The organism is Flavobacterium cryophilum (assembly GCF_048286555.1).
Taxonomy (GTDB): Bacteria; Bacteroidota; Bacteroidia; order Flavobacteriales; family Flavobacteriaceae; genus Flavobacterium.
In genome coordinates this window covers 1-20,901 of sequence record NZ_JBLVPZ010000011.1, presented here as the reverse complement: position 1 = coordinate 20,901, position 20,901 = coordinate 1, and the positions used below count along the sequence as shown (strand labels likewise).

Genomic DNA, 20,901 nt, shown 5'->3' with positions numbered 1-20,901 from the left:
CCCCTCCGAAGGAGGGGGAGCCGAAATTGGCAAAGGGGAATTTTTTGTTATGATTATTTTATTTTTTATTTTTCTCTTTGGCTCCCTCCCCTTTGGGGAGGGCTGGGGAGGGGATTATTTTTTTAAGAACAATGCTTCTTTAATTGATTTCAAGCGGTTTAATACTCTAACGTTAAATGGATGTTTGGGCGGGTCTTTAAGTTTTTCTTTTGGATCATAAAGCATTCCGGTACACAAACACATTTTATTGTCTTTACTTTTTAGGATTTCATAATTGGTACAGGTTTGACATCCTTTCCAAAAACTTGGATCGCTGGTCAATTCTGAAAACGGTACAGGTTTGTATCCCAGATCGGAATTGATTTTCATTACAGCTAAACCAGTTGTGATTCCAAATACTTTAGCCTCCGGATATTTCTCTAAGGAGTAATCAAAAACCTTTGATTTGATTTTTTTAGCCAAACCTAAATTTCTGTAATCAGGATGAACAATCAAACCAGAATGTGCTACAAATTTACCATGTTGCCAACTTTCAATATAGCAAAAACCGGCAAATTTCCCATTGTCTAATGCGATAATGGCATCCTTATTCTCCATTTTTTTCTGGATGTAATCAGGAGTTCTTTTAGCAATTCCCGTACCTCTTAATAGTGCGGATAATTCTATTGTATCGCATATTTCTTGCGAATACTTATAATGTTCTTCCTGAGTTATAATGATAGAAATATTCATTTCAAAAGCTGAATTTTGAGTTATAAAATGATTTTTGTATTTGTTTTTGAAACACATTTTTGGCAAATTCAAATACTATATTAAAACAATTAATGGTCGTGCAATAAATTGAACTACACTGGCATAGTAATAACTGAGTATTGGAATTTGGATTTATTAATCCAATGAAAAATAATGGTAATTTCAAAACAGAGAAAATGAAAAATGAATAAAAATACGAAACAGCTCTTGGGTACTATAGTGATAGCATCCGTACTTCGGGAGAAGTGGTAAGTCTGTTTGTCCGCGACAAAGAAGTTATATGTAAACTTGATTTATTCATTGGTACAAAAGTACACTTATTTTTAAAACACAACACTGCTTTTGTGTTTTGTAACAAAATATTGAAGTATTGTTGTTTTTTTTTTTAATTAAAAAATTTCCCGATCTATTTAATAATCAGGGATTTTACTGAAATCTATAGCTTTGATATTGATTAATTTCTAAAACTGTTTCTGCTGATAATATCTTTTATTTTCGTCTTTAAATCTTCTCCGGTATCATGAACAATCTCTTCATTGGTAGGAAAAGCTACCGCTCTTTTATCAAAATATGAGAAATAATTCTCATCAGACGCACCTCGATCTCCTTTAAAAGTAGCATAAATATTTTCGAAAATAAATTCACTTGTAATAGGAAATGATTGTAATAACTGATTGTTAGCAATAGTGATGTAATCAACTTTAGCTGTAATCTGACAGGATTTAAACTGTCTGAATTCATAAATTTGTACCGTTGCATTTCTCATATTATCCACGGTCACCACTTTTCCTTTTTCGTCCAGAACTTCTTTACCATTGGCATCAATTAATTTTTTGACACCATCTTTTATAACGCGTTCTTTTACAAACTCTCGTTCTTTTATTTGCTCAGGCGAAATATAAATATGTCTAAAATTGATTATCATTCCATAATCATAGTCGATCTCTTTTTGTTTATTACTGTGATAAATAGTCCATTTGTCGTTCAATCCATAAGTGCTAAAATCTAATAAGTCATTTTGAAGACGAGCAGGAATTATAGTATTAGTTTCGTTTTGGGTGTAAACCCAAACGTAATCAGAACCTCTATATTTTGCATCGTCCATAAGCTGTACAACGTTTTTATAATCTGGATTTATCTGGTTTAAATAGTCCATATCATCATACGCTTTTCGATAATTCATTTTATCTCGAGTTCCTATTAATTTTTTTGCATTGGTATACAAATAAGCTGATAAGGCATTTTTACTCTCAATGATTTTATCGTTATAATTGTCAAATGGGAAAATTGCATTTCTACCTTCGTTAATTAATTTCAAAGGAAGTACCGGTTTGATTTTTTCCTGACGGGAATTCAAATGTAAATAAGTGTTATATATTTTTTCCAATTGAGCAGGATTGGCATCTTTCGCAAGCAAAGTTAAAGCATTCAAATCACGATCTTTTGCCTTGGCGAAAGCCTCTTCAAGCAAGTAAACATAGTCTTGCTTGCCTTTTTTATCTTTATTGGTTCGTAAATTTAAAACAGCATTGTCAATTGCCTGATCATAATTCCCAGAGCCTAGTAAATTTTGGGTTTGTTTCACTCCACAAGCGAAAACAAGAAAAAACAAGGATAATAAAAGAGTAATTTTTTTCATAAAAGCGACTGTTAAGTATATGATTTCTTGAAACAATTTCTGCTGTTTTTAAAGCAGATTAGCTGTTTTTTTAAATCAATTCCAAAAAAAAACCTAACAAAAATAGTATAAATGTTAGGCTTTGAAAAGTATCTTTTTAATTTTTTATTTTCTCACGAACGGAGGAAGCAACTTACTGGAAACTTCACCAAAACCAATTCGAAGCTGACCATTTTGGCAAAAACCTTTCATGATTACGGTGTCGTTATCATTGATGAATTTACGCTCTGTCCCGTCACTCATTTTTATTGGGTTTTTACCGCCCCAAGTCAATTCTAACATGGAACCAAAACTATCTTCTGTTGGACCTGAAATAGTTCCGGAGCCCATCATATCACCAGAATTTACACGACAGCCATTTGAAGTGTGATGTGCTAATTGTTGGCACATTGACCAATATAAATATTTAAAATTCGACTGTGAAACGACAGTTGGTTGCGCCTTTTCAGGTTGAATTGCCACTTCTAAATTGATGTCGAAAGAGTGTTTTCCTTTTTGTTGTAAATAGGGAAGAGGAGTAGGTTCTTGTTGTGGTCCTTTGGTTCTAAAAGGTTCCAAAGCATCCATCGTAACAATCCATGGTGAAATTGAAGTAGCAAAGTTTTTTGCTAAGAATGGTCCTAAAGGCACATATTCCCATTTTTGAATGTCGCGGGCACTCCAGTCATTCAGCAAAACCATTCCGAAAATATAATCTTCGGCTTCATTTATAGGAATGTTTTCGCCCATTATGTTGACATCCGTAGTAATAAACGCAGTTTCAAGTTCAAAATCGACCAAACGAGAAGGTCCAAAAACCGGTGTCGTTTCTCCATTTGGTAGCATTTGTCCCATTGGTCTGTGAACCGGGATTCCTGATGGAACTATGGTAGAGCTTCTCCCGTGGTACCCCACAGGAATATGCAGCCAGTTTGGTAATAATGCATTTTCGGCGTCACGAAACATTTTTCCTACATTTGTAGCATGCTCTTTACTGGAGTAGAAGTCAGTGTAATCGCCAATAAGCACCGGCAATTGCATTTCTACATCTTCCATGTTGAAAATTATGATATCTCTGTCTTTAGTATTATCCTGTAATTTCGAATTTTTCACATCAAAAATATCGGCAATCCGGTTTCGTACCAATCGCCATGTTTTTTTGCCATCCGAAATAAAATCATTCAAAGTGTCCTGTATGAACATATCATCGGTCAGTTCAATGCCTTCAAAATAATTTAATTGTTGTAAAGCTCCCAAATCAATTGCGAAATCACCAATTCTTGTTCCTACGGTTACTATATTTTCTTTGGTAAGAAAAACTCCGAAAGGAATATTTTGAATAGGGAAATCACTATTGATAGGTACTTCTAGCCAGGATTTTCTATTGGTATCGTTCGCTGTTATTGGCATATTTTGTTAATTATTTTGTTAAAAAATTACTCATCAAATATATTATAATCTAACTATTAACCAAACGTTTTTTTGTATTTTTGCATCAAATTAACGAAAATCAAAAAAATGCAACGCGACGAACAAATTTTTGACCTTATTCTAGAAGAACAAGAAAGACAAATTCACGGATTAGAACTTATCGCTTCGGAAAACTTCGTAAGTGACGAAGTAATGGAAGCAGCCGGTTCTGTTTTAACCAATAAATATGCAGAAGGATATCCTGGCAAAAGATATTATGGCGGTTGTGAAGTTGTTGATGTTGTTGAACAAATTGCTATTGACAGAGCCAAAGAATTATTTGGCGCTGCTTATGCAAATGTACAGCCGCACTCTGGCTCACAAGCTAATACCGCAGTTTACCACGCTTGTATCAAACCAGGCGATAAAATTTTAGGTTTTGATTTGTCACATGGAGGACACTTAACCCATGGTTCACCAGTTAATTTTTCAGGACGTTTATATACACCTTCATTTTATGGTGTAGAGAAAGAAACAGGAAGGTTAAATTATGATAAAATTCAAGAGATAGCTATAAAAGAACAACCAAAATTAATCATTGCAGGAGCTTCGGCTTACTCTCGTGATATGGATTTTGAACGCTTCAGAGTTATTGCGGATAGTGTAGGTGCTATTTTATTGGCTGATATTTCTCATCCTGCCGGACTTATCGCTAAAGGATTAATGAATGATCCATTGCCTCATTGTCACATTGTTACTACTACAACGCACAAAACGTTACGTGGTCCTCGTGGGGGTTTAATTTTGATGGGTAAAGATTTTGAAAATCCGTTTGGTTTAACGACTCCAAAAGGAGAAATTAGAATGATGTCGTCTTTATTGGACTTGGCTGTTTTTCCCGGAAATCAAGGGGGTCCGTTAATGCATATTATTGCTGCTAAAGCAGTAGCTTTTGGTGAAGCTTTGAAAGATGAATTTTTTACCTATGCGTTACAATTACAAAAAAATGCTAATGCGATGGCTGATGCTTTTGTAAAAAGAGGCTATGAAATTATTTCTGGTGGAACGGATAATCACATGATGCTGATTGATTTGAGAAACAAAAACATTTCTGGAAAAGATGCTGAAAATGCGTTGGTAAAAGCAGAAATTACCGTAAATAAAAACATGGTTCCATTTGACGATAAATCACCATTTGTAACTTCAGGAATTCGGGTAGGAACTCCGGCTATTACCACTCGTGGTCTAGTTGAAGAAGATATGGAAACTATTGTAGCTTTAATTGACAGAGTTTTAATGGACCATACGAACGAGGATGTTATCGAGGCCGTAGCAAATGAAGTAAATGAAATGATGAGCGAAAGAGCTATTTTCGTATATTAAATAAGTCTTAAAGTTTTTAAAGTCATAAAGTCGAATGTCTTGAAGTGGAATTATAAATTCTATCTTTTTTGATTATTGATTTTATGACTTTTCTTTTAGCTTTATGACATTCGACTTTCTAACTTTAAGATTAAAATTATGTCAGTACTGAGATTAAAATTACCAACTGACCCGAGATGGGTTAATATTGTAGAAAAAAACATTGAGGAAATCTTGACAGATCACGCTTGGTGTGAACAAAAAGCAGCTACAAATGCCATTACCATTATCACGAACAATTCAGAGCATCAAGATTTAGTGAAGGACTTGTTGGCTTTGGCCAAAGAAGAAATTGATCATTTTGAGCAAGTTCACAATATCATTATTAAACGCGGCTTAAAATTGGGGAGAGAACGCAAAGATGACTACGTGAACGAATTGTATTTAAACATGAAAAAAAGCAGTAACGGAGGCAGAGTGTCCAGTTTAGTGGAACGGTTGTTATTTTCAGCAATGATTGAGGCCAGAAGTTGTGAGCGTTTCAAAGTGCTTTCGGAAAATATTCAAGATGAAGAATTATCTGTATTTTATAGAGATTTGATGGAGAGTGAAGCAGGGCATTACACTACTTTTATTACCTATGCAAGGAAATATGGTGTAGGAATTGACGTTGAAATGCGCTGGAGAGAATGGCTTAAATTTGAAGAAAATATCATAACAAATTACGGTAAAAATGAAACAATTCATGGCTGATTTTTACTAAGGATACTTTAGGGGCTAAGTATCAGCAAAAAACAAAACATTTAAGAGCCATAATAATTAGTTATTTATATTTGATGGATCCAAAAAAAATACTGTTTTGTTCATAAATTAAATTATTTGTTACCACATTAATTTTTTTTGATTTACATTTATAATTAATTTTAACTCTAATACTTGTTTATTGATATGAAACTCAATTTTAATTATGATGGAAATATTGCTTGCAAGGCAATATTGCAAGATCAATTAGAAAAATTCGATATTAAATATCAACTGTTGGATTTAGGACAAATTGAAATTGGAGATAATGTTCCTGACGATGTTTTATCAGAACTTCAAGTTAGTTTATCAAAGTATGGCATTCAAATTATTAATAATCCAAAAGGACAACTAATTCAAAAAATAAAAGACGCGATAATTGAGATTGTCTATGAAAAAGAGAAGTTTCCAAACATTACAATTTCTCAATATCTATCGGATAAACTAAACTATAGATACGGGTATATTACTAATGTTTTTTCGGAATATACATTTACATCTATCGAGAATTTTATTATTATTCAAAAAATTGAAAGAGCCAAAAAACTGATAATAGAGGAGAAACTCACGTTAACCGAAATTTCTCATGAATTAAACTATAGTAGTGTTGCTTATTTATCAACTCAGTTTAAAAAAGTAACCGGATTAACACCTTCAACGTTTAAACGAATCGTAGGTAAAAAAAGAGAGTTATCTAATAACGATTAAATAAAAGTATAAAAACACCCTATATTTTATGATTACACACCAAGATTCAATGCACATTCTTTTAGCTGACGATGACGAAGATGATCGCACTTTTTTTAGTGAAGCTATACAGGAGCTTAAAATGAACAATAAGTTGACTTTATTTAAAGATGGTAATGATCTAATGGATTATTTAGTACATCCTGAAATTAAGTTACCTCATGTTTTATTTCTAGATTTAAATATGCCAGGAAAAACAGGAATTGACTGCCTGAAAGAGATTAGATCAAACACTCGTTTTAAAGATGTTTCGATTGCAATATATTCGACCTCTTCCTCTGAAAAAGATATTGAAGATACTTTTATTGAAGGCGCAAATATCTACATTAAAAAACCCAATGATTTTTCTAAACTAAAAAAAGTAATCAAGGAGGTAGTAAATATGAATTGGCAATTTCATACCTCAGGTTTAAATATTGAAACTTTTTTCTTTAGCATATAATAAGGAATAAATGAAAATTCTTGGACTGTATAAAAATTCACAAGTTTTTAAAATAGCTTTAGCGATTGCAATTGTCGTTGTTTGCTATATAGCCTCGATGTTTTATTCTCAAATGAAAAAGCTTGATTCAACGGTTGAATTAATTGCAAATTCAAATCAAACACAACTCGAATTAGAAAAACTTTTGGCCGTAATCAGCAATTACGAAACGAGCCTGCGAAGTTATATCATTACAAAAGAAGACACCTACCTGCAAGACCGATTTTTAAGTAGAGGTAAAATTGAAGAAAGCGTTACAAAGCTAAAGTTGTTAACCGTAAATAATACCGCCAGAGGTAAAGATGTAGACCAGTTAAAAAAACTTATTGATCTTAGATTTAAACTATTCAGGAAAACATTACTTCTAGCAAAAAGTAAATATTCTAGCCCGGCAGCATTAAACGAAATGTTACTTGAAAGCAGCCATATTACTGAAAAGATGAAATCCTTCGTCACTAAAATAATATTCTCTGAAAGTACAAAAACGGAATTTGAAAATAACAATCATCAATTTGAATTGCAAGATTCAATCATTACCGCTTTTTTATTAGTGATTCTGTCTCTTTTAATATTGTTGCTTTCGTTCCAAAAAATGAATGTTGATATTGAAGAACTTAAAAAGGCGAATGACCAATTAAAATTAGTGAATGAATCCTACAATACTGCTGAAATGACAGCAGGTTTTGGACATTGGATGGTCAATGTAGGGACGAATAAATACACTTTTTCGGATAATCTTTTTCGGTTAATGGGAGTCAGTCCCAATTCCTTCGAACCTAATGTTGTAAATGTAATACCTTATATTCATCCGGATGATTTAGCATATGTGACTAAAGTACACACTGATTCGTTAATAAATCATCAATCTACTTCTATGATATTTCGATTTTTGACTCCAACAGGGGATGTTAAATACATTATGGGCGTTGGAAGTTTTACAAAGAATGGGAATGGAGATTTGATAAAAATAGGCGTGAATTATGATATTACAAATCAATATAAGAAAACCCTTGAATTAGAAGCGAACAATAAAGAACTTAAATATATCAATACAGAACTTGAGGCTTTTAATAATATTGTAAGTCACGATTTGCAGGAACCGCTTCGCAAGATTCAAATGTTTATTTCCAGATTAGAAGAAAAAGAATTGAATTTGCTTACAATACAAGGAAAAGAATATTTTTCTAAAATTCGTGTAACGGCGAATAGAATGCAGACACTATTAATTGATTTAGTGAATTATTCCAGAACAATAAAAGGCGACAAAGTTTTTGTAGCAACTAATTTAAACACAGTCCTAGAGGAAATACTTCAAGATTTGTCTTCTACTATTGATGATAAAAAAGCCAACATTACAATTGGAAATTTACCTGTAATTAAAGGGATACCTTTTCAGATTAAACAGCTATTTATCAATTTAATTATTAATTCTCTTAAATATAGTAAAGAAAATATTGCTCCCGAAATCAGTATTAGTGCTAAAAAAATCACCGATAAAGAAATGCAGGATTATAAAATTGCTAGTAAACAGGATTACTATAAAATTGTTATTTCTGATAACGGAATTGGTTTTAAACAAGAGTATTCAGATAAAGTATTTCTGTTGTTCAAGCGCTTAGAAACCGACCCTAAATATGCAGGAACTGGACTTGGGCTGGCGATTTGTAGTAGAATTGTAGAGAATCACAAAGGATTTATAAAAGTAAAAGCAAAACCAAATGTTGGAGCTAAATTTTATGTTTTTTTTCCAAAAGGAGATTTGCTTTAATTGTAATAATTTACGTAAATACAGTACAATGATTTCATTAAAAGAAGCTTCAATAGCAGATATAAGTACAATTCAAGATGTTGCTAATAAAACTTGGCCGATAACATATCATGAAATTTTGTCTAAAGAGCAATTAGAGTATATGATGGATTTGATTTATTCAGATGAATCTTTAATTAAACAAATTCAGAAAAAAGAGCAATTGTTTTATGTGGCTTATGAGAACACTTCAGTTTTAGCATTTATTGCGATCGAACATAATTACAAGAATGCAGCTGTAACCCGAATTCATAAAATTTATATTTTGCCAGAAGCGCAAGGAAAAGGAATGGGTACATTATTAATAGATTCGATACAAAAATTAGCCAAAGAAAATAAGTCCACATCACTTTCCTTAAACGTAAATCGCTTAAATAAAGCAGTAGCTTTCTATCAAAAATTAGGTTTCGAAATCATTGTCGAAGAAAATATTGAGATTGGCAACGGGTACTTGATGGAAGACTACAAAATGGAAAAAAAGCTGTAACTACTGCACTATAATTTCATGCTTGTAAAGCAATCCTTTTAATCCTTTTAAAGCGAAGACCGCTTTTTTTAATTTTGTTGTTTTTGGATCAATTGTATAGTTATAGCTCGTTCTGAAATTGGCTTTATTGGCAATTGCTTTTGCAAATTCAGAACGGTATAAATCGCAATTATCAAAAAGAACTTCGGTTAAATCAGTGCTCATAAAATCAACTGCAATAATACTACAATTAGTGAATGAAGTCCCTTTAAGTTTTAAGGTATAAAATTTGGAAAAATCCAAAATACAATTATTAAAAGCAATCTCAAAAATTAATTTATCGCACATGGAAAAATTGACGTCTTTGATTTCACAACGATTGAAAGTCACAGTTCTAAAGGCTACATAATTTATTTTGGCGTTACTAAAAGTACAATCAGTAAAAGTACAGTCAATAAAAGTTACTGCCAGAAATATACATTGGGAGAAATTACAATTGGTAAATGTGCAGCACTCAAATTCCTTAAAATTGACTTCTTCTTCGTTATAAATGAGGTTTTTGTATTCATTATCTAGAAAATATTCGGGCATTTATAGGCTTTAAATTCAAGGTTAAGACAATTTTTTTGCACAACAAAGAAACAAAATTCCGTAGCTAAACAATTCAGAATTCGAGAAAAATATTCTTAAAATATTAAACTCGGTCGTAATCTGCTTTCCAATTCTTAATGGCTTTTTTAATTGCTGTTCCTGAAAGCGCTTCATCGAACGCTCGTTCCACAAGAGTAGGAAGCTGTTCATCTGGTGCAAATCGCAAGGCAAACAATTGGTCATCATTTAATTGGTATTCAAAATCCTCCAATCGTTTTCCTGTTATAGAAAAGTAGCGGTACCGAAGCTCTAGCCGAACTATTCGGTTTTGCAAAGTCAACGCGTAATGTTGGCGCAACATAAAGGCTAAGCAAAAAAGAACGACAAAGATTCCACTAATAAAAGTCCATATCAATTTGTCTTCGGAAGTGCAACTAAAATACACGCTGAAAGCTAGCAATGTCATTATTATCGGGTAATATACAAAATGATGAGGTGGGTAGTACCGGATATGATTTTTATATGATTGTTTTTCCATGATTGAATATTAAAGTTCTTTAAAGATAGTCAAAACAACTTGTTTTGACGAGAGCATGTTTTTTAATTATAAGAATAATCAAAATTATTTCAGTTTAGGAATGGTGAACACGAAAAAAACAATAATTGAATTACACGAAATTTAATTTTGGTTGCATTAAATTATTACTAGATGTCTTCATTGAAAACGCAGAAGATTTACAATCGAATACGACATCAGAAATAAAAATGAAAAACCAGTATTACCTTTCTTTCGAACGCAAAAAAAAGCCCTGTAATTTTATAATGTACAGGGCTTTTTATAAATTTAAGATTTAAATTCCAACAGATGCACGTATAAGCATCAGTTGCTTTTATTTTTTTTCAATCGATCTTTCAAAAAACTCATAAGTTCGCAGCATTTGATCCATACGTTGGCGATTGTCACCATTTCGAGTAATTTCATGAGTTGCACCCGGATGTACTACAAATTCGACTAGGCGATCTAAAACTTTTAGACTACGAAACATCATTTCTGCCTGGATAAAACCGGTTCGGCGATCGTTGCCACCATGAAAAATAATGAACGGTGTTGTGATGTTTTGAACATAAGTTATGGGTGATTCACGAGTGAGAATTTCTTTCACTTTTGGTTCCCATGGATACCCTCCGAAATAATTTGGCACTAATCGCCATGCGTTTCCTTCTCCAAAAAAGGTATTAAGATCATATACACCTCGTTGCGCGCAAGCCGCTTTGAAACGATTGTCATGACTTATGATCCAAGCGGTCAGGTAGCCAGCATAGGACCCTCCTGTAATAAGTAACTTGGAGCTGTCTACCCAACCTTCTTCAACGGTTTTGTCTAACGCTGTCAGTACATCACTTGCAGGTCCTTTGCCCCAATCATTGATATTGCCTCTTAAAAATTCCAAACCATATCCGCCCGAACCTCTTGGATTACTATAAACGATGCCGTATCCTTTACTACAAAAATATTGGTACTCGTGCCACATACTTTCTTCACCAGGACCCCACATTGCCGCTGGGCCGCCATGAATTTCTAACAATAACGGGTGTTTTTCATCTGGTTTGTAATTGGATGGTTTCATTACCCAATATTCTACAGTCATTCCTAAATCATTGATGAATGTTTTCTTTTCAGGAATGGATATTTTTTTATTTGTAACCCATTCATTAAAATTACTTACTTTTTTTTCCTTTTTAAAATTGGCATCAGCAAAATATAGTTCAGAAGGATTTGTCACCTGAGTTTTAGAATATACAATCGTATTATCTGCAATGTCGAAACTAGAAATACCAGCATCAGCGCTGGATAAAGCATCTATTTTTTTTGTTAATCGGTCCATTCTGTGCAGTACATTGCCACCGTTCATTTGAGAGGTGAAATACAGGTATTTGTCATCTTTACTCCATATAAGATTCGATTTATTTCGATCAAAAGGGATTGTTACAATATCTTTTTCGGTACCATTCATAGGCATTATGGACAAGGAAGGAACACTAATAAAAGAAGTAGTACTGGACAAGAAAGCCAGCCATTTCCCTGATGGAGATATCGTGGCGCCACTGTATCTTTTCCCGTTTTCGCCTAGAATCATCTTAAAATTTTCGCCATTGGTATCCACCATAAAAATCTCACTTTCTAATGACCGATCAGGATTTTCAGTGCTGTCGACATCTCCAGATAAAAGTATTTGTTTCCCGTTTGGTGTATAATCAGCAGTACTAAAACTATAAAATCCTTTAGTAATTAAACGAGGTTCTGTACCATTAGAAACATTTATTTCAAAGAAGTGATTGAAATTCATTTCTGAAGAAACATTTGATTCACTTTGAAAGTTTAATTTGTTCAAGACAATTGCTTTTTTGTCTGTTGCATTTTTATCTAAATAAGCTCTTATCTCTGATAAACTTCCATTAGGATTTGGTTTCTCTTTATTTGGTAATAAGTCTTCATTTTTACTAAAACCAGGTTTTTCTATGTTCCATGTAGGAACTGTATTTAATTTGTTTAAAACAGAGTCTTGAAGGAACTCTCGTAGTGGGATGCTTGATGAAAAAAGTATGCTTTTACCGTCTGGCGACCACTTTGGATTGGCAGCACCGTACTTATGTTTTGTCAATTGTATGGGTTCTCCACCCTCCATCGACAATATAAAAATTTGCATTTTGTCCGCTACAGAACGGATGAAAGCAATTTGTTTACCGTCGGGACTCCATGCCGGTCGAGTAGCACCATCTGTAGTTGTTGTAAGTTGTACGGGTACAGAATTGTTCAAGGTAGCGGTAGTAAAAATTTGGGTGCGATACTTGTAATCTAATCTATTATTTTCATCAGCTTCAATGGCAGTCACTGTAAAAGCGGCTCTTTTTCCATCGTGTGTCAAGGTTACATTACCAACAGTTTTGATTTTCAACATGTCTGTAATAGTAATAGGTTCTGTTCCATTTTGAGCGACTGTAGATTGTATTTGTATTAAAAACAGTAGCAGGATTGAAAATTTTCTCATGGTTATGGTTGTAGTTGAGGGGATTGTTTGTTACCAGTTATTATTTTATTGAGGCCAATATACTTTTTATTTATGGATTTGATTGACCACATATTATATTCTTCTGTAGTGAAATATTAAAAGCCTGTGATTTGTATAATTTCCTTCCCAGTATTTATTGGTACGGAGAATAGCGCTAATTATAAATTTAATGAATCAATCAGATTTATTTACAAACGTTACAGAACCCGAATTTTACTGCACTAATTAATTTTAAAAAGAAAAATAAATAGTTAAGTATGATTATAGTCATAATTAATTCCCTGATCTAATCGCACATTTGTTAAACAAATTTAAAACAATTTATATGTACAAATTAACTTTTTTTGTAGTTGCATTCGTAATGTTAACTTCATGTGGTGATAAAACCAAAACCAACGATGATTTTTCGAAAGACAGTGCCGCGCCTACTGAGGAATCCGCGACAACTTCAAGTGATCCATCCACGTATGACCCAAACAGAGGTCTGGGAAAACATACATCAGTTGATTTAGGCGATAAATTGGATCAGGCAATGGCAGCCGAAGGAGAAAAAATTCAATCTGTTAAATGTTCTTCTTGTCATAAATTAACTGATGAAAAATTAGTAGGTCCAGGATGGAAAGGAGTTACTGAGAGAAATAAACCAGAATGGATTATGAATTTTATCACTAATCCAGACCCAATGATTGATAAAGATCCAAAACTTCAAGCACAATTGGAACTTTGTTTGGTTCGTATGCCAAATCAATCTTTGACAGATATTGACGCAAGAAATATACTCGAGTTTATGCGTAAAAATGACGGCGTAAAATAATTTAACCCAAATAAAATGAACAATATTTTTATAAAAACAAGTCTTTCAATAGTCTTGGTAAGTGCATTTTTTGGTTCTTGCAGACCTAAAGATACAGGCGATGCTGTAAGTGGAGATGCAGCTCAAAAAGTCTATGTAGCTCCAGGAAAATATGACGAATTCTATAATTTCGTTTCAGGAGGTTTTAGCGGACAAATGAGCGTTTATGGTTTACCAAGTGCACGATTATTGAGAGTAGTTCCAATATTTTCTCAAGATCCTCAAAGTGGGTATGGATACAGCGAAGAAACAAAACCAATGTTGAATACCTCTCATGGTTATGTGCCTTGGGACGATCAGCATCATCTAGATATGTCTCAAACTAATGGTGAGGTAGATGGTCGTTGGATTTTTGCCAATGCCAATAATACTCCCAGAATTGCCCGTGTTGATTTAAAAACGTTCAAAACAGTTGAAATACTTGAATTACCAAATAGTGCTGGAAATCACTCTTCTCCGTTCATTACTGAAAACACAGAATATGTAGTAGCTGGAACCCGATTTAGCGTTCCTACTGATAATGCTAACGGGGATGTGCCTATTAACACCTACAAAGAAAATTTTAAAGGATATTTGAGTTTTGTAAAAGTAGGTAAGGAAGGTCAGATGGATATTGCTTTCCAAATTGAAACTCCTGGTTTGAACTGGGATTTAAGTCATGCTGGTAAAGGCAAATCTCACGGTTGGTTCTTCTTCTCTTGCTATAATTCAGAACAAGCCAATACTTTGCTGGAAGTGAATGCCTCAAAGAATGACAAAGATTTTATAATGGCAGTAAACTGGAAAAAAGCCGAAGAATATATCAAAGCGGGAAAAGGTAAAAAAATAAAGGCTAAATATGTTCATAATACATGGGATGAAAAAACACATACAGCAAAATCTGAAATGAGAACTGAAGTATTAGTATTGGATTCTAAAATGTTAAAAGATATTTGTTATATGATTCCTTGTCCAAAATCACCTCATGGATGTGATGTGGATCCAACAGGTGAATACATAGTAGGTTCAGGAAAACTAGCTGCTTTAATTCCTGTCTTTAGTTTTGACAAAATGAAAAATGCTATTGCCAAAAAACAATTTGATGGCGATTATGAAGGTATTCCGGTTATCAAATATGAGGCAGCTTTGTACGGAGAAGTTAAAAAACCGGGATTAGGACCCTTACATACTGAGTTTGATGGAAAAGGAAATGCATATACGACTTTCTTTGTATCTTCAGAAGTGGTGAAATGGAATATTAAATCATTGAAAATTTTAGACAGAGTACCTGTTTATTATTCTCCTGGACACCTTTCTATTCCTGGTGGAGACAGTAAAAAACCATATGGTAAATACATGGTAGTTTACAATAAAATAACCAAGGACAGATACTTGCCAACAGGCCCGGAATTAGCGCAAGCTGCCCAGTTATTTGACATTAGTGGCGATAAAATGAAGCTTCTGCTGGATTATCCAACTATTGGTGAAGCACATTACGCACAATCTGCGCCAGCTGATTTAATCAGAAACAATGGTCAGTTGAAATTTTATAAAATTGAAGAAAACAATCACCCATATGTTTCCAAAGGGGAAAAAGAAACTAAAGTAGTCAGAGAAGGCAAAAAAATTCATGTATATATGACCTCTATACGATCTCACTTTGCTTCTGATAATATTGAAGGGGTAAAATTAGGTGATGAGGTGTATTTCCATGTCACTAATTTAGAGCAAGATTGGGATGTGCCACATGGTTTTGCTATAAAAGGTGCTGATAATGCCGAGTTATTAATCATGCCCGGTGAAACAGCCACTTTAAAATGGATACCAAAAAAAGTAGGTATTTTTCCTTTCTACTGTACTGATTTTTGCAGTGCACTACACCAGGAAATGTCAGGATATCTGAGAGTTTCTCCTGCAGGAAGTAGTGTTCCCCTAGTCTCTAGCTTAGGAACCAATATGCCAGCTAAATAAGAATTACTTCAAATTCACGAGGGAACAAATTATTTAGTTTGTTCCCTTTTTTAATCAAAAAATCATGAATAATTCAAAAATTTCAACGCTTTCAAAAGTGATGCTTTTGTTGGTGATGGTGCTATTAGTGTCATCTGTTTTTGTTCCCATGTGGAGAATTGAATTGTCAGCTCCTCAATATCCTGAGGGTTTAGTATTGCAGTTGCATGCTAATAAAATCGCTGGGGATGTCGAGATTATTAATGGATTGAACCATTACATTGGAATGAAGACCTTGCATAAAGAGGATTTTGTCGAGTTTACCATATTGCCTTATATCATTGGTTTTTTCGCATTTTGTTCTTTAATAGTTGCAATAATTGCTAAGAAAAAAGCACTTTATGCGTTATTCATTTCATTTATTCTTTTTGGAATATTAGCAGGAGTAGATTTTTACCGCTGGAACTATGAATACGGACATAATCTGGATCCGAATGCGGCAATCAGAGTACCGGGCATGTCTTATCAGCCGCCATTAATAGGATACAAGCAACTCCTGAATTTCGGCGCTTATTCTATTCCGGATATTGGAGGATGGATGTTAATTATTTCAGGATTTTTATTGTTTGTAATTGTAGTCAAAGAATCTAATCTATTACAAAAATTTAAAAAGCATCAAACAGCAACAGTTCTAATACTGTTTTTGTCTTTATTTTTTATGTCCTGTTCGAATTCTACCAAAGCTGATCCCATAAAATTAAATGTGGATGACTGCGATTTCTGTAAAATGACTATAGCCAGCGGGAAATATGGGGCAGAAACGATTACTGAAAAAGGTCGTATCTATAAATTTGATGATATCATGTGTATGGTTAATTATGGAAAAGAAAATTCCAGTACAAAAGTAGCCGTCTATTATGTGAATGATTACACGCAAGACAATGTTTTAATTCCTGCCAAAACCGCTTTTTTTCGTTCCGGAGGCACTATTCAGAGTCCTATGAGAGGCTCAATTATCGCTTTTTCTTCTGAAAATGAAGCAACGGAATTTGGAATAAAATTAAACGCAAAACCCATTACTTGGGAAACTGTACTTACAAAATAAACCAGTCGTTTTTTGAATCATTTAGAAATTACACATTGTGTTTATAAATTAGATTCAGATGGTTTTCTATTTAAAAATAATGAAAAATATTCTCTACATATTCCTTTTTTTTTCTTCATTCCTTCATGCGCATCTGATTGAAGTAGGCGCTAATAAACCTATAAAATCAATAAAAAGAGCCCTTAGTCTGGCTAAACCAGGCGACACCGTTTTAGTTCATAAAGGAGTTTATCGCGAAGGCAATATTATCATCGATAAAAGAATTGTTTTTCTGGGTAAGGGATATCCAATTTTAGATGGTCAAAAAAAATACGAAGTACTTTCTATTAAAGCGGATAGCGTAGTTGTACAAGGTTTTAAAGTGATAAAATCAGGTTATGCTACACTGGAAGATCCGTGTGCGATTAAAGTGTACAACAAAAATAACGTTATTATTCAGAACAATATTCTAGATGATAACTTCTTTGGAATTTACATCCAAAATGGTAAAAACTGCCTGTTAAAAAACAACACCATTGCAGCGTATGGCATAGAAGAACAGCAAATAGGCAATGGAATTCATTGTTGGAAAAGTGAGAATCTCCAAATTATTGCCAACACGATTACCGGTCATCGGGATGGGATTTATTTTGAATTTGTTACCAATTCGATCATCTGGAGAAATATTTCGACCAACAATATCCGTTATGGCTTGCATTTTATGTTCTCTCATAACGATTCTTACATTACTAACATTTTTAAGAAAAACGGCGCTGGAGTTGCGGTGATGTTTACCAAAAATGTTAAGATGTTCAATAACTATTTCGAAGAAAATTGGGGCGATGGTGCATATGGATTGTTCCTCAAGGAAATCACAGACAGCCATATTATTGGAAATAAATTTTCTAAAAACACGTCTGGAATTCACATGGAAGGAACCAATCGAATACGAATTGAAAAAAATGTATTTGAAGCCAACGGTTGGGCGATGAAAATCCTAGCCAGTTGCGTAGACAATGAAATCGTGAATAATAATTTTATAGGGAATACTTTTGATATGGGAACTAACGGAAGTTTAGTTTTAAATACGTTCGACACCAATTATTGGGATAAATACGAAGGATATGATTTAGACAAAAATGGAGTTGGCGATGTGCCGTATCATCCGCTGAGTTTATTCGCGGTTTTGGTTGAATATAACCCTTCGGCGATGTTGTTGTTCCGGAGTTTCATGATAACGCTTTTGGATAAATCCGAGAAAGTGTTGCCCAGTATAACTCCAGATAATTTCATAGACAATTCGCCATTAATGCACTCTTTACCATTATGATTGAAATAAAAAATATATATAAAAAATTCGGAAAATTAGAGGTTTTAAATGACATTAATCTTTCCTTTCGCAAAGGAGAATGCATTGCTTTAATTGGTCCAAACGGCTGTGGAAAAACAACTTTGATAAAAAGTATTTTGGGAATGGTAATTCCTTCGAAAGGAGATATTTTATTCAATGAAAAATCAATTTTACAACAATTTAAATATCGGGAACAAATAGGATACATGCCGCAAATAGGCCGTTATCCGGATTATATGACAGTGGGGCAAATCATTGAAATGATTAAAAAAATTCGAAATTCGGTTCAAGTTTTAGATGAAGATTTAGTCCAAGCATTTGAACTCGAAAAAATACTGAACAAACAAATGCGGACACTTTCGGGTGGAACAACGCAAAAAGTAAGTGCTACGTTGGCTTTCTTATTTAATCCTGAGGTGTTAATCTTAGACGAGCCTACAGCTGGATTAGATCCATTAGCTTCCGAAATATTGAAAGATAAAATTATAAAAGAAAAAGAAAAGGGAAAACTCATTTTGATTACGTCCCATCTTTTGAGCGAACTGGATGATTTGATTACCCAAATCATTTATATGCAAGATGGAACGGTACATTTTCATCAAACCATCGCTGATTTATTGGCATCCACAAACGAACAAAAAATATCCAAAGCAATTGCTAAAATTCTAAAAAACAAAAGCAATGAATCGAATCATTAAAATCATTTTTTTAGACATTCTGAAAAACAAGATTATACTGGCATACGCAATTATTTTAGCCATTCTTTCCTGGAGTTCATTTGGCCTGGAAGATAATTCTGCCAAAGGATTACTGACAATTTTAAATATTATTTTATTTACCGTTCCTTTAGTTTCGATCCTTTTTGCGACCATTTATTTATACAATAGTTCCGAGTTCATAGAACTTTTGTTGAGCCAGCCGATTAAAAGAAAGAAAATATGGCTTAGTTTATTCTTGGGATTGTCTTTGTCAATGGTTTTAGCCTTTTTTATTGGGGCAGGAATTCCGCTTTTAATTAATGCGCCAGATACAATAGGAGTTATGATGCTGATTATCGGTTGTCTCATTACTTTAGTCTTTGTGGCTTTGGCATTTTTAAGTTCGATACTGACTAGAGACAAAGCAAAAGGAATAGGAATTGCCATAATGGGCTGGTTGTATTTTGCATTGCTTTTTGATGGAATAATTTTGTATTTGTTGTTTCAATTTTCAGATTATCCAATCGAGAAAGCAATGATAGGCGTTACGGCACTAAGTCCAATAGATTTAGCCCGAATTCAAATTTTGTTACATTTGGATGTTTCCGCAATGATGGGGTATACCGGAGCTATTTTCAAAGATTTTTTTGGGACTTCTTTGGGATTGCTACTTTCTTTTTCGCTGTTGTGTTTGTGGATTGTTATTCCATTTTTCATTTCATTAATCAAATTTAAAAACAAAGATTTATAATGTTTAAAGATATTCTTCAAAAACTGGAAAATGCTGTTAATCCAGTAGCGCAAGTTGTTCAGAATACGACTTGCAGTAAAGTATTGGTTATTGCTTTCAAAAAAGGAATGACGTTAGCAGCGCATAAAACAGATGTTCCCGCTAAATTAGTAGTGATAAAAGGAAAAGTGATTTATCAAGAATTGAATCAGCAAGAAAAACTCTTTTTATATGATGAAAAAGATATTCCAGTAGCAGTTTTGCATTCGGTTGAAGCTATTGAAGACAGTTTGTGTTTATTGTTTAAAGGATAAAATCTCCAGATGAAAACAGATATAGAAAACAGAGCCGATATTGAAAAGCTCATAAATGCTTTTTATGATAAAATAAAAATTGACGCCAAAATTGGGTATTTTTTTACAGAAGTAGCTCAGGTAAATTGGGAGAAACATTTGCCAAAAATGTATGATTTCTGGGAAAATATTATGTTTTCGACAGGTAATTTTGTCGGAAATCCTATGGCCAAACACAAGGAATTACATCAAAAAAGTACAATGACAAAAGCGCATTTTCAACATTGGAATAGCTTGTTCGACGAAACGGTTGATGAATTATTTATTGGAGAAAAAGCATCGGAAATAAAACAAAGAGCAGCAAATATTGCCACTGCTATGATGTATAAAACATTAAATTGAAAATACATAAAACAACATAAACATTACAAGAAGATAAAAAACTAAAAACAGGAAATTATTTTTTAGAGTTCTTTAAAACGAAATTACTCAAAGATTAAATGATTGAGGATATTACTAAACATAATCTTATGGATAGTGAAGGAGAGTTAACCTGTAATTTTCAAGATTATGAAATCTAATTACATGACTAACTTTGATAAGGTTCAAAGGAAATGTCCGGTCCTGAAATAGCGATACATAAAAAAGATCGTTATGGAAGCGAATTCAAATTATGGTAAGTGGATATGCAAATAAAAAGTGCACATTAAGTTAAGCTACATTTTTGTAATTAATTTGATTGTTAAATTCTTCAATAGTTGCATAATTCAAAGCAGAATGTCTCCTTTTTCTGTTGTACCAAATTTCAATGTATTCA

Annotated in this window: 20 protein-coding genes; 14 read left to right on the top strand and 6 right to left on the bottom strand. The window is 33.3% G+C overall.

All coding sequences use genetic code 11. The annotated features are described in order from the left end of the window. Window positions 1–114 precede the first annotated feature (114 nt). The 3 genes from ACNQGJ_RS14310 to fahA form a co-directional block, all read right to left on the bottom strand. Window positions 115–732 (bottom strand): GNAT family N-acetyltransferase, encoded by a 618-nt coding sequence (locus ACNQGJ_RS14310; protein ID WP_417974300.1) that lies wholly within the window; start codon window positions 730–732, stop codon window positions 115–117. Window positions 733–1,207: 475 nt separating this feature from the next. Then, the gene (locus tag ACNQGJ_RS14305; protein ID WP_417974302.1) at window positions 1,208–2,392 is read right to left on the bottom strand and encodes a hypothetical protein; all 1,185 of its coding nucleotides are present in this window, start codon (window positions 2,390–2,392) and stop codon (window positions 1,208–1,210) included. Window positions 2,393–2,536: 144 nt separating this feature from the next. Then, the gene (fahA, locus tag ACNQGJ_RS14300) at window positions 2,537–3,820 is read right to left on the bottom strand and encodes a fumarylacetoacetase (protein WP_417974304.1); all 1,284 of its coding nucleotides are present in this window, start codon (window positions 3,818–3,820) and stop codon (window positions 2,537–2,539) included. A 108-nt stretch (window positions 3,821–3,928) separates the two neighbouring features. Between fahA and glyA the strand changes: the two genes are divergently transcribed. From glyA to ACNQGJ_RS14270, 6 genes are all read left to right on the top strand, one after another. Beyond that, on the top strand, window positions 3,929–5,203 hold the full coding sequence (gene glyA, locus ACNQGJ_RS14295; RefSeq protein ID WP_417974306.1) for a serine hydroxymethyltransferase: 1,275 nt from the start codon (window positions 3,929–3,931) through the stop codon (window positions 5,201–5,203). A gap of 138 nt (window positions 5,204–5,341) precedes the next feature. After that, the gene (locus tag ACNQGJ_RS14290) at window positions 5,342–5,935 is read left to right on the top strand and encodes a MiaE family protein (RefSeq protein ID WP_417974308.1); all 594 of its coding nucleotides are present in this window, start codon (window positions 5,342–5,344) and stop codon (window positions 5,933–5,935) included. A gap of 195 nt (window positions 5,936–6,130) precedes the next feature. Continuing rightward, on the top strand, window positions 6,131–6,691 hold the full coding sequence (locus ACNQGJ_RS14285; RefSeq protein ID WP_417974310.1) for a helix-turn-helix domain-containing protein: 561 nt from the start codon (window positions 6,131–6,133) through the stop codon (window positions 6,689–6,691). Between the two features lie 28 nt (window positions 6,692–6,719). After that, window positions 6,720–7,172: a response regulator gene (locus ACNQGJ_RS14280; protein ID WP_233206883.1), complete on the top strand. Its 453-nt coding sequence runs from the start codon at window positions 6,720–6,722 to the stop codon at window positions 7,170–7,172. A gap of 10 nt (window positions 7,173–7,182) precedes the next feature. Next, window positions 7,183–8,979, top strand: coding sequence for an ATP-binding protein (locus ACNQGJ_RS14275; RefSeq protein WP_417974313.1), 1,797 nt, complete (start codon window positions 7,183–7,185; stop codon window positions 8,977–8,979). A 28-nt stretch (window positions 8,980–9,007) separates the two neighbouring features. After that, window positions 9,008–9,505: a GNAT family N-acetyltransferase gene (locus ACNQGJ_RS14270; protein ID WP_417974315.1), complete on the top strand. Its 498-nt coding sequence runs from the start codon at window positions 9,008–9,010 to the stop codon at window positions 9,503–9,505. On the opposite strand, the gene ACNQGJ_RS14265 is transcribed toward ACNQGJ_RS14270, so the two are convergent. From ACNQGJ_RS14265 to ACNQGJ_RS14255, 3 genes are all read right to left on the bottom strand, one after another. Continuing rightward, window positions 9,506–10,075 carry a pentapeptide repeat-containing protein gene (locus tag ACNQGJ_RS14265; RefSeq protein ID WP_417974317.1) on the bottom strand — a complete coding sequence of 190 codons (570 nt, stop codon included), beginning with the start codon at window positions 10,073–10,075 and terminating at the stop codon, window positions 9,506–9,508. A 103-nt stretch (window positions 10,076–10,178) separates the two neighbouring features. Then, window positions 10,179–10,613: a DUF6526 family protein gene (locus tag ACNQGJ_RS14260; RefSeq protein ID WP_417974319.1), complete on the bottom strand. Its 435-nt coding sequence runs from the start codon at window positions 10,611–10,613 to the stop codon at window positions 10,179–10,181. A gap of 352 nt (window positions 10,614–10,965) precedes the next feature. Next, a complete protein-coding gene (locus ACNQGJ_RS14255) occupies window positions 10,966–13,125 on the bottom strand; it encodes a S9 family peptidase (protein WP_417974321.1) in 2,160 nt (719 codons plus the stop codon). Between the two features lie 346 nt (window positions 13,126–13,471). On the opposite strand from ACNQGJ_RS14255, the gene ACNQGJ_RS14250 reads away from it, so the two are divergent. The 8 genes from ACNQGJ_RS14250 (at window position 13,472) to ACNQGJ_RS14215 (ending at window position 20,486) form a co-directional block, all read left to right on the top strand. Further along, complete coding sequence (locus ACNQGJ_RS14250; RefSeq protein WP_417974323.1) at window positions 13,472–13,960, top strand: c-type cytochrome; 489 nt, start codon at window positions 13,472–13,474, stop codon at window positions 13,958–13,960. 15 nt (window positions 13,961–13,975) lie between these two features. Further along, the gene (gene nosZ / locus ACNQGJ_RS14245; protein WP_417974325.1) at window positions 13,976–15,949 is read left to right on the top strand and encodes a Sec-dependent nitrous-oxide reductase; all 1,974 of its coding nucleotides are present in this window, start codon (window positions 13,976–13,978) and stop codon (window positions 15,947–15,949) included. Window positions 15,950–16,013: 64 nt separating this feature from the next. Further along, on the top strand, window positions 16,014–17,033 hold the full coding sequence (locus ACNQGJ_RS14240; RefSeq protein WP_417974327.1) for a nitrous oxide reductase accessory protein NosL: 1,020 nt from the start codon (window positions 16,014–16,016) through the stop codon (window positions 17,031–17,033). A gap of 79 nt (window positions 17,034–17,112) precedes the next feature. After that, complete coding sequence (locus ACNQGJ_RS14235; protein WP_417974329.1) at window positions 17,113–18,342, top strand: nitrous oxide reductase family maturation protein NosD; 1,230 nt, start codon at window positions 17,113–17,115, stop codon at window positions 18,340–18,342. After that, on the top strand, window positions 18,339–19,061 hold the full coding sequence (locus ACNQGJ_RS14230) for an ABC transporter ATP-binding protein (RefSeq protein WP_417974331.1): 723 nt from the start codon (window positions 18,339–18,341) through the stop codon (window positions 19,059–19,061). The genes ACNQGJ_RS14235 and ACNQGJ_RS14230 overlap by 4 nt, the downstream gene beginning before the upstream one ends. Further along, on the top strand, window positions 19,045–19,812 hold the full coding sequence (locus ACNQGJ_RS14225; RefSeq protein WP_417974333.1) for an ABC transporter permease subunit: 768 nt from the start codon (window positions 19,045–19,047) through the stop codon (window positions 19,810–19,812). The genes ACNQGJ_RS14230 and ACNQGJ_RS14225 overlap by 17 nt, the downstream gene beginning before the upstream one ends. Beyond that, entirely contained in the window at window positions 19,812–20,105 is a 294-nt protein-coding gene (locus ACNQGJ_RS14220; RefSeq protein WP_417974335.1) for a cupin domain-containing protein, read from the top strand. The genes ACNQGJ_RS14225 and ACNQGJ_RS14220 overlap by 1 nt, the downstream gene beginning before the upstream one ends. Before the next feature lie 9 nt (window positions 20,106–20,114). Next, complete coding sequence (locus tag ACNQGJ_RS14215) at window positions 20,115–20,486, top strand: group III truncated hemoglobin (RefSeq protein WP_417974337.1); 372 nt, start codon at window positions 20,115–20,117, stop codon at window positions 20,484–20,486. Window positions 20,487–20,901: the final 415 nt, after the last annotated feature.